Source organism: Paenibacillus sp. PK3_47 (genome assembly GCF_023520895.1).
Lineage (GTDB): Bacteria > Bacillota > Bacilli > Paenibacillales > Paenibacillaceae > Paenibacillus_AQ.
Window position 1 is genome coordinate 6052154 of record NZ_CP026029.1, and the last position, 15087, is coordinate 6067240.

The window sequence follows — 15087 nt, forward strand, 5'->3', positions numbered from 1 at the left end:
TTTCGCTGCGGCAATACGTAACCGTACAGCTTCTTGCGCGTATAACGAACAAGAACAATTTACTAAGAAGCTGAGGTAATTCATCTATGAGTATGGTTTATACACAAAATGCCGGGAGAGCGTATCAGCTGGCGGAGCAGAAAGCGGGGCGTTATTTTGCAGCGCTGGATGCGCAGGTGAAGGAGAAGGGGTATGTGCCCGTCCTCACCGCAGATTTTAACTTGTGGAAAAAGAATCATATTCACCGGACGTCCTGGCTGTCCTTTTTTTCGCGCAACAACAGAAAACCCGGCACAACGGATTACCAAAAATATCTGCAGTGGCTGAAATATACAGGCAAGCTGGATGATTATCTGGACCGCAGCATTTCTTACATCTATATGAGAGATTTGGGCAAAGCGCTGGATTCTCCGCAGACTGCAGCCCGGATCCGGCGGATGGTTGAAGATATTAAAACCCAGTTCCTGCCCGGAACGGCTCCGCAAAAAGGCGGACAGCCGGATATTATGAATCTGGCACAGCTGTACCGGTGGGGGCAGAAGGAAGGGGTAGAAGCGGCTGTAATTTGGGTGATCGGCAAGCTGAAATCCGTCTCCGCCAATCTCCCGCAAGAGATGAACGCCGAGCATGCCCAGCGCAAGCTGATCAAAATCATCATCGGGGTGGTCATGAATGCCCTGGAGGAGCTGGGGGAAGGCGTTACACGTGAGGAGCGTTCCCGGCAGCTAGACCAGGCGATACGGCTGGGATACTCCTACGGTCTGACTTATCCTTTTATCGATGATCTGCTGGATTCCGGCGCATTAACCGCTGCTGAGAAAGAGCAATATTCCCGGATGATCCGCCAGGCGCTGCTTAGCGGTACGGTGCCTGAGCCGGGAGAATGGACCGGAGCCAAGCTGCCAATGATCCATTATGTGCATTCAGAGCTGCGGGAAGCCTTTGAATATATTAAAAGTGTGCAGCGGCCGGACACGGAGGGTTCGTTTTTTGAGCGTTCTTATGTATTCTTTCATTCCCAGGAGGTGGACCGGGCCAAAAGCCTGGCGCATGACAACTACACGAATGAAGAGCTGTACCTTCCGGTCATTCTGAAATCGGCCTCCTCCCGGTTGATTGTCCGTTCCGTTATTAATGCTCCTGAAGATGAAGGCTTTGATCACCGGACCTTTCATTACGGGCTGTATAACCAGTTAGCGGATGATTTTGCCGATATGTTCGAGGATATGAAGGAAGGCGCAGTTACACCTTATACTTATTATCTAAAATACCGGGATACACGATCCGACCTGCTGAATCCCTTTGAACTATACTGGACCGTAATCTCCCATCTGCTCCATAACGTGTATGCATCCGACCCCAAGACCCGTGAAGTCATCCTGGACCGGGTGATTAACGGTTTAAAGCGCTCCAAAGAACGGTTAGGATTGGCAAAATATAAGGAAGTCATGGACATCTTCGCTTCCGGCAGCCCCGGATTCAATGAGCTGGTGCAGCGGCTGGTAACCAAAGCGGATGATGTGGATTTCTTCGACAAGCTGCTTCGTGACCAGCTGATCATGACCCTCAAGAATAACGGCAAAGACAAGGATGAATTTCACAGCATCGTTACTGAAGTCCGTGAAGAGATTAACAGCCAGCTCCTGATCGAAAAGCCTGCCGGCATGCCGCCGATGAAAAATCTGCTGATCGACGCCGCCAATTACAGCCTGAACGGGGACGGCAAACGCCTCCGCCCGATTTTGACCTGGGTTATGGGGGTACGGGAATACGGACTGCAGGCAGCCGATCTTATTCCGCTTCTGAGATCACTTGAATATATGCACACGGCTTCGCTGATCTTTGATGACCTGCCTTCTCAGGATAATGCGTCTACCCGCAGAGGCCGTGACACCCTGCATGAGGTGCATGATCCTGCTACTGCTGAATTGACCGGCCTGTTCCTGATTCAAAAAGCCACGGAGGAGCAGGCGTCACTGGAACGCTTTGATCCGGAGACCGTGCTGAAGCTGATGAAATATTCTGCCCGGAAAACAGAGGACATGTGCGTAGGGCAGGCCATGGATTTGCATTCCAAAGGCAGGCCGCTGACCCTTGCAGAGCTGAATGAAATCTGTTTTTACAAAACCGGAATTGCCTTTGAGGCTGCGCTGGTCATGCCGGCCATTCTGGCCCGGGTTAACGAACAGGAGATTGCTGCTCTGAAGAAATACGCTTATCATGCAGGCATTGCTTTTCAGATCAAGGATGATCTGCTGGATACGGAAGGGGACCAGTCCCTGCTGGGCAAGCCTGTCGGCCAGGATGCCGGGAACAACACTTCGACATTTGTTACGGTCCTCGGACTGGAAGGCGCCAGACAGGAAATGTGGGAGCACTATTGCCTGGCAACGGACGCACTTGGGGAGCTGCCGCGGGGGATCCCATTTCTGAAGCATCTGCTCAATTATCTGATTAACCGGGAGCATTGATCTGCAGACTATTGTAGCCGGTAAAGGCAATAATGTTGAAAATTCAAAAATGCAATGTTATGATACCTATACATTAAGTGACGGGAGCTGAAGAGTATAATGGAGTAATTTTTCTTGCGGAATTTGTTAAATGATAGAACAGCACAGCGGATATTTCTTATATTTCTGCTGATACGGATACCGTCCAGTAAGGGCGGCAAGCCGTTATTTCCTGCCTGTTTTATTTTTTATCTGCAAGAAAGTTACTCCTTACTTTTCACTCAAACGATATATCCTTATCTGTCCCCGGAGGGGGCGGGTTTGCTGTATTTATTTGAGCTGCGGGAGAGGTAACTTTCTTGCGGCTCTTATTTATTGTACAGGAGGCGTATATGATGTCACTTATAAATGTTACCAACCTGTCGTTTGCCTACGAAGGCAGCTATGACCCTATTTTTGAAAATGTCAGCTTTCAGATGGATACCGACTGGAAACTCGGCTTTACCGGCAGAAACGGCAGAGGCAAGACCACCTTCATGAATCTGCTGCTGGGCAAATATGAGTACAGCGGAAGCATTTCCGCCCAGGTGGACTTTGATTATTTTCCATTCCATATAGAGAACCGGGAGTCCAATACGATTGATGTCGTTAACGATATTTATCCTGATTATGTCCACTGGAAGCTGATGCGCGAGCTCACGCTGCTGAAGATGTCCGAAGAGGCATTGTACCGGCCCTTTAATTCCCTGTCGAACGGGGAGCAGACGAAGGTGCTGCTGGCAACCTTGTTCATTAAGGAGAACAGTTTCCTGCTGATCGATGAACCGACGAACCATCTGGACATAAGCGGAAGAAAGCTTGTCAGTGATTATCTGAGATCCAAAAGCGGGTATATTCTCGTATCGCATGACCGGGCTTTTCTGGATAACTGCGTGGACCATATCCTTTCCATTAACAAGACCAATATCGAGATCCAGAAGGGGAACTTCTCCAGCTGGTGGGAAAATAAACGGAGACAGGATCAGTTCGAATCTGCAGAGAATGAAAAGCTGAAGCGGGACATCAAACGTTTGTCGGATTCGGCGAAACGGACGGGCAACTGGTCCCATGAAGTGGAAAAAAGCAAAAACGGAACGAGAAACTCCGGCTCCAAGATCGACAAAGGTTATGTCGGCCACAAGGCTGCCAAAATGATGAAACGCTCCAAATCCATCCAGCAGCGGCAGCAGAATGCGATTGAGGAGAAGAGCAAGCTCCTGAAGAATATCGAAAGCGCGGAAAGACTGGAAATTACACAGCTTGCCTACCACAAACCGCAGCTTGCCGAGCTGGAAAATGTGTCTGTCTATTACGGTGAGAAGCTTGTGTGTGATAATGTCAGCTTCGTTATTGAGCAGGGTGAGCGCATCGCGTTGTCCGGCAAAAACGGCTCCGGAAAATCCAGCATCCTCAAACTGATCTGCGGCGAAGATATCAGCTATACCGGAGCCTTCACTATAGACAATGGGCTGAAAATATCCTACGTATCCCAGGACACCTCTCATCTACAGGGTAATCTGACGGATTATGCGAGAGAGCAGGGGATCGACGAGAGTCTTTTTAAAGCGATACTCCGGAAGCTCGATTTCTCCAGAGTCCAGCTCGGGAAGGAGATCTCCACCTTCAGCGGCGGCCAGAAGAAGAAGGTGCTGATTGCCAAAAGCCTGTGTGAAGAGGTCCACCTCCACATCTGGGATGAGCCGCTGAATTTTATCGATGTCATCTCCCGGATGCAGATTGAGGAGCTGCTGCTGGAATTTAGGCCGACCCTTCTTTTTGTAGAGCATGACAGCCAATTTTGCAGTAATATAGCTACAGAGATTGTTGAACTTTAATACCCAAGTTAAGTGAGGTACCTTAAGGCATGAGCAACGATAACCCCGATGAATTAGAGCCGCAGCATCCGGCCTATTTACCGCCTACCGAGATCATTTTGGATAACATAACGAACGGGTTCTTTATTCTTGATCACGATTGGTGCATCACCTATACGAACAAACCGATGCAGAACTTTGTGCGGATGAGCCGTGAGGAGCTGCTCGGAAAGAGCATATTGGATGTTCTCCCGGATGCTGTGGGCGGCGATTTCCAGGAGCATTACAAGAAGGCCATGAATGAGAAGGTTCCGGTTCTGTTCGAAGCCTATTATGAGCGGACCGGAGAATGGCTGGAAGTCCGGGTTGTCCCGTCAGAGGAAGGCTTAATTGGTTATGCCTTTAATATCACCGAGCGCAAGCAGCAGGAGCAGACCATTGAACATATGGTTTACCATGACTACCTGACCGGACTGCCGAACCGCAGGGCTCTCGAGAACAAACTGGATGAGACTGTGCGGCAGGCTGGGGAAGACCAAGAATCCTTTGCACTGTTTTATATGGATATCGACCGGTTCAAGAACCTCCAAGACACTGTGGGACACCAGCTTGGTGATCTTTTGATTAAACAACTGGCCGGAAGACTGGCTCAGCAGATAGCTGACAAAGGTTATATTGCCCGTCTCGGCGGTGATGAATTTGCAGTCATTGTAGACCGGACATTTTCTGACCCTGATAAAATCAATGAAATAGCCGGCAGTCTGCTTGCTGCCATTGAAGAGAATCCTTTTGAGATTATGAACCATGAACTGTTCATTACAGGCAGTCTGGGAATCAGCTTTTACCCGGAGCATGGGCAGGATGCTGATTTGTTACTGAAAAATGCTGATATTGCACTGTACCGTTCCAAGAAGAACGGAAGGAATCAACATACCACTTATAATCCGGTAGTGGATATCAACAGCTATAAGAAGCTCTCTCTCGAAAAAGATCTCCGGCTCGCCATTTACGGGGACATGCTGGAGCTGTATTATCAGCCACGGGTAGAGGCGGCAACAGGTAAGATACGGGGTGCTGAAGCGCTGATCCGCTGGGACCATCCGGAATGGGGAGTCCTGTCTCCCACAGAGTTCATCTCAATTGCTGAAGAGACAGGACTGATCATTCCCTTAACCGAGTGGGTCATTCAAACGGTATGCCGGCAGATAAAATCGTGGCAGGAGGAGGGCAGGCCGGCGGTTCCGGTATCTGTCAATGTAGCCGTACAGTTCTTCCTGTCCAAAACTTTTATCCACAAAGTAAAAGGTATCCTGGCAGAGCATGAAACCGGAGGCGGATGGCTTGAGTTTGAGCTCACAGAAACTTCTATTAAGGATAATGAGAAGCTTGTCATCTCCGTGGTTGCGGAATTAAGAGAAATGGGCATTAAAGTGTCTCTGGACGATTACGGCACAGGGTACTTGTCACTTGCTTATCTGGCCCAGTGTAAGATGGATATCTTGAAAATTGATAAAGGCTTTATCCGCAATCTCACTACGGAACGCTCGAACACCGTCATTGTTGCTTCAGTGATCCAACTGGCTCATGGTTTGGGCATGAAGGTAGTGGCTGAGGGTGTGGAAACTGCTGAACAGTTATCCTTTCTTAAAAAAAACGGCTGTGACGAAATCCAGGGCTATCTGTTCAGCAGACCCGCAGCCGTGGCTGATTTCTCTGACCTGTTAATGCAGAAGGTGCTGACGCCCGGCGGGACAAGCTCACCGGGGGTTACCGAAGACCGGCGCAGACATATCCGTATTCCGCTTTTGCTTCCGTTGAGTGCCCAAATGACAATCGTTAAAATCAAGGACAGAAGGCTGAGCCTCGGCATGACCGAGGTCGTTGTGGAGGATATCGGCGCTGGCGGCCTGCGCTTCCTGACCCATCTGGCGTTAACGGTTAATAAAGATATCGTGCTTCAGCTGGAGACAGAAATTCTCGGAGAAAATGTCCAGCTCAGCGGCACCGTTGTCTGGAAACAGGAAGCGGACGAAGAGATTTATCAATACGGCTTTGAATTTATCATGAATGACAGGGAACGGCTTCAGTTGGAACGGCTTCTGGGTAATTTGACTGAAGAAATGGAGAAAAGCCCGATTCTTCCCCGCTGCAGATTAATCAAGACCAACAAATATAAGTATGTCAAAAATATTGCAGCCCAGCTGCATCTCAAATAAATTTCCAGTCTGAGCGGGAGGTAAAGTGTTGGTTATCCTTGCATGTCTTATTTTCATCATTACCTTATTTTTTGTGATATGGCAGCCCCGAAATCTGTCAATTGGATGGTCCGCCTGCGGCGGAGCCATCCTTGCTTTGCTTGCCGGTGTAGTCAGCCTGGGTGATGTCCTCGACGTCACCCTCATTGTCTGGAATGCGACGCTGGCCTTTGTAGCGATCATCCTGATTTCACTCATCCTCGACAGGATCGGATTTTTTGAATGGGCTGCCCTACATATGGCTATAGCCGCCAAGGGGAACGGAACACGGATGTTCATCTATGTGAGTGTACTCGGTGCGGTTGTGGCTGCTTTTTTTGCCAATGACGGTGCGGCGCTCATCCTGACGCCGATCGTGCTGGCGATGGTCCGGGCACTTAATTTTGACGAGAAAAAAGTGTTCCCGTTCATCATCGCCAGCGGATTCATCGCCGATACCACTTCACTGCCGCTGATAGTCAGCAATCTGGTCAATATTGTCTCTGCGGATTATTTCGGGATTACCTTTATGGAATATGCCGGGCGGATGATTATACCTACGCTGTTCTCGCTTGGGGCAAGTATTCTTGTGCTGTATTGGTTCTTCCGCCGGAGCATTCCCAAAAGCTATGTCAGCACAGGGATCAAGCCTCCGGAGGAAGCGATTAAAGACAAACAGATGTTCAAGCTGTCCTGGATCATCCTGGCGATTCTGCTCGCAGGCTACTTTGTCAGCGAATTCCTGCACATCCCGGTGTCTGTTGTGGCCATGTTCGTGGCACTCTTTTTCCTGCTGATGGCGAGAAGAAGCCCGTATGTACCCACTATGGAAGTGGTGAAGGGTGCGCCTTGGGCGATTGTATTCTTTTCGATAGGGATGTATGTCGTGGTATACGGGCTGCGCAATGCCGGGCTTACGGACGTGCTGTCAGAGGTCATTCAGGTTGTTGCCGATCAAGGGCTGTTCGCTGCCACGGTAGGGATGGGCTTCATAGCGGCTGTGATCTCTTCCATTATGAACAACCTGCCTACGGTGCTGATCGATGCCCTGGCTATTGATGCTACGCATACCACCGGCCTGATCAGGGAAGCGCTGATCTATGCGAATGTAATCGGGTCTGACCTTGGCCCCAAGATTACGCCGATCGGTTCGCTGGCTACGCTGCTGTGGCTGCATGTGCTGTCGGCCAAAGGGGTGAAGATTTCCTGGGGAACGTACTTTAAAACCGGTATTATTCTGACGATTCCAACATTGTTTATTACGCTTGTCGGGCTTTATCTTACATTGGTCTTATTTTAAATTCATAGACGGTAATCAGAAGCACAAAAGGGGCTGTCCCAAAAGCCATGAAATGGCTGCTTGGGGCGGCCCTTGGTTTGGAGTAGGATGTACGTGTTCACCTTGGCTGGACGCTCCGCGAACGGACCGTTGTTCCAATCGCTGTGCTCTCCAGATTTTTTTCATTCCCCTTAGCGGTGAAAATCCGGAGACCAAGGCGACCGCTGCCGCTTTTCCACAATCAGTCCGTCCTCTCCACTGTTTAAGCGGAATTGGATCTAAACTCTTTTTGAAAAAACAACAAAAAAATCGCCCTTTTAGTAAAATGGAGGTACCACCCAACCATCTCAAAAAGGAGCGATTTCTTTGTACATCCAATATACCATGGACCAACTTTGCATGCCAATGGATCTGGAAGAAGATATTCCAGGGCAACCACCTTGCCCGTGTCGTGAATGCTGCAGTAGAGCGGCTGCATTGTTTGCCGGCATAGAGGCCGCAGAAAAACAAGAAGAACAGGAACACTGCGGCCAGGGCCTGAGCGAACTTGGCGAGTCCAGCGAGATTAGCAGTGAGAAACTCGAACGAATGACTCAGGCGTTGGAGTCAAAGCTCCTGGAAAAACCCAAAGACAAGCCCCTGAAAAAAGCCGTCCGGAAGCTGCGTAAGGATTTGCTTCCCCGGCTGCTGAAGTACGAACAATACCAAAAGCTCCTTGGTGACCGGAAGCAGTTTCAGCAAGACCGATCCAGATGCAACGTTTATGCGGATGAAAGAAGACCACATGCGAAATGGCCAGCTAAAACCGGGATACAATGTGCAAATCGGGACCGAAAACCAATTTATTTTAGCCTACAGCCTACACCAAAGACCCACCGACTTCCGCTGTTTACAGCCGCATATGGAAAAAGCGCAACAACTCCTCGGAAAACGGCCAAAGACGGTCATTGCGGATGCAGGTTACGGCAGCGAGGAAAACTACGCCTATCTGGAAAAGGAAGAGATGCAGGCGGTGGTGAAGTACGGTAGCTACCACAAGGAAAAGAGCAAAGCATGGAAAACAAATGCCGGAAAGCGTATTTGGACAACTGAAGAACAACCGGGGGTTCCGGCGTTTTCTGCTTCGCGGCATGGAAAAAGTGACACTCGAGGTCGGTTGGCTTTCGCTCGCCCACAATCTATTGAAACAAGCTGCAAATGACCAAAAACGCAGAGCAGCGATTCTCCAATAACAGGAGAATCGCTGCTCTGCTTCAATTTTAGCTTTTGAGAAGAGATGAGCCTGTCACTACCAGTAGAATATCTACTTATGGGACAGCCTCTTTTTTGTTATCTTATTTATTTTGCCGCAGGAAGCTCGATCTTCAGTTCCATTCCCTTGATGAATTGCTTCTCCTTCACGGTCTCCGTGAAATCATCCTCGACTATAAAAGGCTTTAACAGCAGGTAAGAGGTTGTTCCGGAGGTGGAGGCATACCTTGCGTCAAAGGTGAGCGCGTTGGAAGAATACTCGCCATCACCGTTCAGAGCCGGCAGCTGGCGACCTTGATCGTCATACACAGCAACCCGGATCTTGTTCAACTGTTTCTCCTGCTTCTCCGTTAATTTGTCCGCGTTAGTCAAAGCGATAGAATAGTGGACGCGGGTCGTTAAAGGCGTACTCTGTAAACTTGCCACTGAAACGGACAGCTCGTCGTTAGCGGACACAGCATCCGGCTGCACATTTACGATATCTTGGGTTGTTTTTGTGAATGGGATATCCAGCTTGAATTCATGGTCGATCCCTTCCAGTGTAAGCACAGCTTCAGCGGTGAAGGTATCAGGAACAGTGCTGCTGCCCGATGGTTCAAGCACCTCTTCGAAGATCAGCATATCCGGATGTGCCTCTCCAGCGCCCGCATAATACCCGCCCTGCAGGATGGAACCGGAGTCGCCTTGCTGTTTGCCGTCTACCGAAACTGTTACATTACTGATTGCATCGCTGAGTTTAACGGTCTTTTTACCGGTATCAAACCGGCCGTTCTCCAGATTCGGAGCCGCTACCTTCACCAGAAAAGCAGCCCGGCTGCCATCAAAGACGGTTTCGGTGACTTCGAGCTTCACGTCTTTATAGGACACTCCGCTGTTCACGCTGGAGGCAAGTCCGAGGTCACCGGCATTCCGCAGGCCGATATCGCCTTCAATGGAGCTGAACAGGCTTCCGATAAGCGGTATGCTTTTGATCGAATCTGCCATGACCGGGGATACAAAGCCGGAAGCGAACACCCCTGCACCGAGAACGAAGGCGGCTGCTGTGGCAGAGCTTAAGCGGCGGAGTCTTGACAGCGGTTTGCTTCTGCGTCCGGCAGGCTGTTCCGGCAGGGAGGCATAGGTCTCATCGAGACGGGCCCGCACAAGCGGGGAGATGGGCATATCCGCAGCTGCCTTTCCCTCTTTAAGTCCTTTAAATTCATTTTCCAGGTTAAACCGATCCATAGTTCATCTTCCCCTCTTGATTGATTTTAAAATGCTTCAGCAGCGTCTCTCTCGCTCTTGACAGCCGCATTTTTACCGCGCTTTCTGAAATTTCAAGCACACTGGCAATCTGCCGCAAGGGCAGGTCCTCAAAATAATGCAGGATGACAACTACCTTCATCTTCTCTTCCAGGCGGTCAACAGCTTCTCTTAAATCGACTTTGTCATATTCATCCGAGGGAGAAGCGGACTCCGGGACCTCAGCGTACACAAGCGCACGTGAGCGCCCTGACAGGATAGAGTTGCATTCATTAATCAGAATCCGGAAGATCCAGGTCTTAATGAATTGCGGTTCACGCAGGGAATGCATTGATTTATAAGCCTTTAAAATCGTTTCCTGCAGCGCATCTGCTACATCCTCGTCTTTCCCCAGCATCGATTTGGCCATATAGTGCAGGGAATTCTCAAACTGCTTAACCAGGCTGATAAAAGCTTCGCGGTCTCCGGCTTTGGCCTGCACCGCAAGTTGGGCTAAATCCAATGTCATACACTCCTTTCTTCTTGTTGGTGTTTATATCAGTTAGACCCGTGAAGGGGGCATATGGTCACAAATAAATGAGAATCGTGCAATAACATACTATATAAGACAGATTTACAGAAGGTATGATCGGATGAGAACAACATGAAGGAGGTTTTTCTCATCAATATTACATCATTTTTGGTTTACTGCTTTATTGTAACCTTTTCACCGGGACCGGCGAATATTGTTATTCTATCGACAGTACATACTTACGGCACGAAAAAAGCAATGAAATATACGTATGGGGCAACGCTGGCCTTTGGTCTTTTACTGATGGTTTCTGCTATGCTGAATACGCTGCTGGCCGACGTGATACCCAGGATTCTTATTATCATGCAAATCACCGGAAGTTTCTATATGCTGTATCTGGCTTATCAAATCTGTAATTCGGATGTCTCCGGGGCCAAGGCCAGACCCACAGCTTCCTTCAGGTCCGGGTTTCTGATGCAGTTCCTGAATCCCAAGGTAGTCCTGTTTACGATGACCGTCATTCCGGGTTTTATCATGCCCTACTACGACACCGTACCGGCAGTATCCGCAAGTGTGCTGGCCATCACGGTGATCGGCTTCCTGGCCTTTGCATTCTGGGTGGTTTTCGGTACAATATTTAAGGCTTTTTTGCAGAAGCACAGCAGGATTGTAAATGTACTGATGGCATTGTTTCTGGTCTATGCGGCTGTGATGATATGGTTATAGAGCGAGCAGGTGAGAGGTGAAGTAGATGGAAAAGTTTATTTATAAAAAATCCGCAGGAATCACTGCGCTGTCCGCAAGCATGACGGATTTTAAATACAAAAAGCACTCCCACCAGGAATATGCCATTGGGGTAACCCTGCGCGGGATCCAGCAGTATAATCTGGAGGGAAGCCGGCAGCTGTCGCATCAGAACGGTGTTATGCTGTTCAACCCCGAGCAGGCCCATGACGGAATGGCCCATGATGAGCGCGGGCTGGATTATGTGATGCTGTACATTGATCCCGAACTGCTGCTGGAGGTTAGTGAGCGGAAGGAGATTGTGCGATTTTCTACACCTATCGTGTATAATAATAGTCTTGCGTCAAAAGTAGTAAGCCTCGCCAGTGCAGTATTTGAGGAAAATGAAGCGCTCTGCAGTGAACTGCTGCTGCCGCTGACAGACAGCCTGACCCGTAGCACGCCATCCGGTTATGACCGCAGGGAAGATTTATTAATGGTAAAAGCCAAGACCATGCTTCAGGATAATCTTACAAGCGTGCTGAAACTGGAGGATCTCTGCCATGAGCTTCATCTGTCGAAATTCCAGCTGATCCGTTTATTCAAGGCTCATACCGGCATTTCGCCGTACCAGTACTTTTTGAACAGCAAGATTGAACGGGCCAAGCACCTGATCGAACAGCATGGCGATGTTTACGCTGCTGTAGCAGAATGCGGATTCGTGGATCTGACCCATTTGAACAAGCATTTCAAGAGCGTGTACGGAACCACTGCGTTTGAGTACAGCTTGCTTGTCCATTAAACTAAAATAAACATTATAGATTGAATTTAAAAATGTAAGGGTAGGGAGGGGCGGAGGAGAAGTTTGGAACTGTAGGAGAGATAGCGGCCGGAAGTCCAAACATTCTCTGGAGTCACGTCCTATTCCAAACCAAAAGTATAAGTTCAATCCAGATAGAACCAGGAGCATCTCAACATGACAAAATACGTAGAAATGGGTTACCCAATTTACGAAGGAATGCCTGTGTATCCCGGACTCCCAGAAGTTACATTGGAGCCGAAAGAGCGGCTGGATAAAGGGGATGACTGGAACGGTAGTGTGCTCAGCATCTATCTTCATGCCGGAACGCATGTGGATGCACCGTGGCATCATTTGAATAACGGTAAGGGGATCGATGCCATTCCGATTGAAGATTTTATCTACCGGAAGCCGCTGCTGATCGATTGCCCCCTTGGACCGGGAGGATTCATTACGGTTGAAATGCTGGAGGAATATGAGGGGCTGGATGAAGCGGATATTCTGATCTTTAACACCGGGTATTGGAAGTTCCGGGATACAGATTTTGAGACCTATGCAAACAACTCTCCGGCCGTTTCACCGGAAGCTGCTGTATACATACGGACGAAGCTCCCTAACTGCAAGGCCGTGGCTATTGATACTTTGAGCATCGAAAATTTACAGGATGCCAAGGGCAACGGCTATTTTGTCCACCATGCCTTTCTGGATCATGAAAAGTATGCCGAGCCGACGATGCTGATCTATGAAGACATCAATCCTGCGCCGCTGGAAGGCAAAAAACTCATTTCTGCATTCACCGCACCGCTCCGGATCAAAAACCGCGATGCTTCGATTGTGAATGTGATTGTTGAGGTGGAGGAGTAACTTTAATTGTAGACCGGCCGGGGGGATGCCTCTGGGCCGGTTTTTAGTTGAGGAACAATAGGTTTATTGCAAATGTTCCGTTAGATTTTCTATAGTAAAGGTCCATTGGTTATCCTGATACTCTAATCGGTGGATACTGGTATAAGAGACGGGAAAGGTCCGGTTGCTTTGGTTTGTCCATACAATACCATTCACAATATGATAAATTACATTTATAACTCCCCGGTGGGTAACTACAAGTACATTCTCATTGATGCTTTTCCTTGATTAGAATACCATGACCGAATACATATGCCTGTGATGTAATTGTTCTAACCCAGTTGGGCGAGGCAGGACAAGGCAGGGGATACGGAGGACGTTCTAGTGCACTTTGTACATTAGTTTTGCAGTAATATCGGCGCTCCGGCAAGCTTTCTAGTGTACAAAGTGCAGTTGCAGCAATCAGACTCTTTGAATTGGGAGCACTACCGGTATGCTAACGGACTGAGGATCCCTTATTTCCGTCAAAAGCGGGAATTAGAACAGCTAACGGACACCAGGTCCAGGTCCGTTATTATGCTCCATTCCCCCTTAAAAGGCACGACGTTGAGGGAATAAGGGAACGACGGTCCGTTAGCCCGGCAAAATGTCCATTATAGGCCAAATAAGGGAACGACGGTCCGTTAAATAATTGGCGGCCATATTTGGCAATCCCTAAGGTCTAAATCCACAATCCCCGCGCGCTCTATCCCTCATCCATACATCCGATAGTTCCCGCTCAACGCCAGCAGGCTGAAGAAGTACAGGCAGTTGTCGTAATACCGGCGTTCGCCGGTGCGCAGCGGAGTATTCCAGAACAGCCTTACGAAGTGCCCGGCATCCGGACCGTCTGCAGCCAGCGAAGCCATGGCAAGTGTAGCCAGCAGACCGACAGGGTGCAAAGCCGGCTCTTCAAATGCTTCACCGGCAATGGTATACCGGCGGTAATCCGACACCTCAATATTCCGGAAAAATCTCTGGATCCGGTTGCACTGCTCCACCTGCCACGGGTCCTTGCGGAACCATTCGTAATCGAGCGCAATATTGGCCGCCACACGGTAGGCATCACTGTAGAAATGGCGGAAATCTCCATGCGGCTGAGGCTCAGCCGGTGTCCCGTCATAATTGGCATACTCCGGAGAGAGGCCGGTTACCGGGTGACAGGCTTTATGCAGATAAGCCCGGCTGGCTGCCGCAGCTTCAGCCCAGAAGCTTCTGTCCTCTTCATCCGCCCGCAGCGCGAACAGCTCATAAAAGTGGGGGAGATGGTAAGAGGGATCGCTGAAAGGAGACTCGGGCACGAATTTGATCAGCTTATTGGACGGTTCCCACATGGGATCGCCTCCGCGCTCTCCCTGATGGAGACAGGCCCGCAGAATCGCAGCCGCCTGCCCGGCATAATTAAAGGGCCCCGGCCCCTCACCCCAGCGGCTGGAAGCAAAGAACAGTGCCATCGCAAAAAACTCCTCGCCATCCGGTGCAGGGCCCTGCGACAGCCGTGTGCCGTCAAGCTTGCAGTGCCAGGCAAAATAATCCTTGTACCGGCCTTCTTTATGCTGCATAAATTCCTTGGCGTAGTTCCACAGCCGGTCGAATTCTTCTTTTTTATCCATTTGAACCGCCATCATCATTCCGTAGGACATGCCCTCTGAACGCACATCGTTATTGCCTGTATCCACCATATAACCTTTGTCATCACCCATGGGATGGTAAATCCGGACATCCGTTGCTCCGTAGAACAGTTCATTCCAGGTGTTATCTAGCTTCTGCCGGATTTCCTCATCCGTATACCCCAGCTCGCCCAAAAGATTCCGCATAGTATCCTCCATTATGATCGTTATGCCCAGAGTATAGCACAGAGGA

General features: G+C 49.5%; 11 protein-coding genes and 1 pseudogene. 8 read left to right on the top strand and 4 right to left on the bottom strand.

Annotation, left to right across the window (positions count from 1 at the left end; translation table 11 throughout):
• The first annotated feature begins 86 nt into the window (after window positions 1-86).
• From C2I18_RS26450 to C2I18_RS29870, 5 genes and pseudogenes are all read left to right on the top strand, one after another.
• Window positions 87-2471: a polyprenyl synthetase family protein gene (locus C2I18_RS26450; protein ID WP_249898680.1), complete on the top strand. Its 2385-nt coding sequence runs from the start codon at window positions 87-89 to the stop codon at window positions 2469-2471.
• A 374-nt stretch (window positions 2472-2845) separates the two neighbouring features.
• Window positions 2846-4324 (top strand): Lsa family ABC-F type ribosomal protection protein, encoded by a 1479-nt coding sequence (locus C2I18_RS26455; protein ID WP_249902257.1) that lies wholly within the window; start codon window positions 2846-2848, stop codon window positions 4322-4324.
• 29 nt (window positions 4325-4353) lie between these two features.
• Window positions 4354-6519, top strand: a complete 2166-nt coding sequence (locus C2I18_RS26460; RefSeq protein ID WP_249898681.1) for an EAL domain-containing protein — start codon at window positions 4354-4356, stop codon at window positions 6517-6519.
• A gap of 28 nt (window positions 6520-6547) precedes the next feature.
• Window positions 6548-7837 carry an arsenic transporter gene (locus C2I18_RS26465; protein ID WP_249898682.1) on the top strand — a complete coding sequence of 430 codons (1290 nt, stop codon included), beginning with the start codon at window positions 6548-6550 and terminating at the stop codon, window positions 7835-7837.
• A 444-nt stretch (window positions 7838-8281) separates the two neighbouring features.
• Window positions 8282-9048 (top strand): annotated as a pseudogene (locus C2I18_RS29870) (transposase); the annotation flags it as partial.
• 106 nt (window positions 9049-9154) lie between these two features.
• On the opposite strand, the gene C2I18_RS26480 reads toward C2I18_RS29870, so the two are convergent.
• Together C2I18_RS26480 and C2I18_RS26485 are read right to left on the bottom strand one after the other, a co-directional pair.
• Entirely contained in the window at window positions 9155-10291 is a 1137-nt protein-coding gene (locus C2I18_RS26480) for a DUF4179 domain-containing protein (RefSeq protein WP_249898684.1), read from the bottom strand.
• Window positions 10278-10817 (bottom strand): RNA polymerase sigma factor, encoded by a 540-nt coding sequence (locus C2I18_RS26485; RefSeq protein ID WP_481857848.1) that lies wholly within the window; start codon window positions 10815-10817, stop codon window positions 10278-10280. The genes C2I18_RS26480 and C2I18_RS26485 overlap by 14 nt, the downstream gene beginning before the upstream one ends.
• A 153-nt stretch (window positions 10818-10970) precedes the next feature.
• Here C2I18_RS26485 and C2I18_RS26490 point away from each other — a divergent pair, with 153 nt between their 5' ends.
• From C2I18_RS26490 to C2I18_RS26500, 3 genes are all read left to right on the top strand, one after another.
• The gene (locus C2I18_RS26490; protein ID WP_249902258.1) at window positions 10971-11546 is read left to right on the top strand and encodes a LysE family translocator; all 576 of its coding nucleotides are present in this window, start codon (window positions 10971-10973) and stop codon (window positions 11544-11546) included.
• A gap of 25 nt (window positions 11547-11571) precedes the next feature.
• The gene (locus C2I18_RS26495; RefSeq protein ID WP_249898686.1) at window positions 11572-12345 is read left to right on the top strand and encodes an AraC family transcriptional regulator; all 774 of its coding nucleotides are present in this window, start codon (window positions 11572-11574) and stop codon (window positions 12343-12345) included.
• 174 nt (window positions 12346-12519) lie between these two features.
• Window positions 12520-13206: a cyclase family protein gene (locus C2I18_RS26500; RefSeq protein ID WP_249898687.1), complete on the top strand. Its 687-nt coding sequence runs from the start codon at window positions 12520-12522 to the stop codon at window positions 13204-13206.
• 63 nt (window positions 13207-13269) lie between these two features.
• Here C2I18_RS26500 and C2I18_RS29875 read toward each other — a convergent pair whose 3' ends face one another.
• Both C2I18_RS29875 and C2I18_RS26505 read right to left on the bottom strand, forming a co-directional pair.
• Complete coding sequence (locus C2I18_RS29875) at window positions 13270-13401, bottom strand: hypothetical protein (protein ID WP_481857849.1); 132 nt, start codon at window positions 13399-13401, stop codon at window positions 13270-13272.
• Between the two features lie 536 nt (window positions 13402-13937).
• Window positions 13938-15041 carry a family 8 glycosyl hydrolase gene (locus C2I18_RS26505; RefSeq protein ID WP_249898688.1) on the bottom strand — a complete coding sequence of 368 codons (1104 nt, stop codon included), beginning with the start codon at window positions 15039-15041 and terminating at the stop codon, window positions 13938-13940.
• Between the last annotated feature and the right edge of the window lie 46 nt (window positions 15042-15087).

Coding starts and splice junctions, on each gene's coding strand:
- C2I18_RS26495 (WP_249898686.1), top strand. CDS start 11,572: ATGGAAAAGTTTATTTATAAAAAATCCGCAGGAATCACTGCGCTGTCC.
- C2I18_RS26450 (WP_249898680.1), top strand. CDS start 87: ATGAGTATGGTTTATACACAAAATGCCGGGAGAGCGTATCAGCTGGCG.
- C2I18_RS26455 (WP_249902257.1), top strand. CDS start 2,846: ATGTCACTTATAAATGTTACCAACCTGTCGTTTGCCTACGAAGGCAGC.
- C2I18_RS26485 (WP_481857848.1), bottom strand. CDS start 10,817: ATGACATTGGATTTAGCCCAACTTGCGGTGCAGGCCAAAGCCGGAGAC.
- C2I18_RS26480 (WP_249898684.1), bottom strand. CDS start 10,291: ATGGATCGGTTTAACCTGGAAAATGAATTTAAAGGACTTAAAGAGGGA.
- C2I18_RS26505 (WP_249898688.1), bottom strand. CDS start 15,041: ATGCGGAATCTTTTGGGCGAGCTGGGGTATACGGATGAGGAAATCCGG.
- C2I18_RS26460 (WP_249898681.1), top strand. CDS start 4,354: ATGAGCAACGATAACCCCGATGAATTAGAGCCGCAGCATCCGGCCTAT.
- C2I18_RS26500 (WP_249898687.1), top strand. CDS start 12,520: ATGACAAAATACGTAGAAATGGGTTACCCAATTTACGAAGGAATGCCT.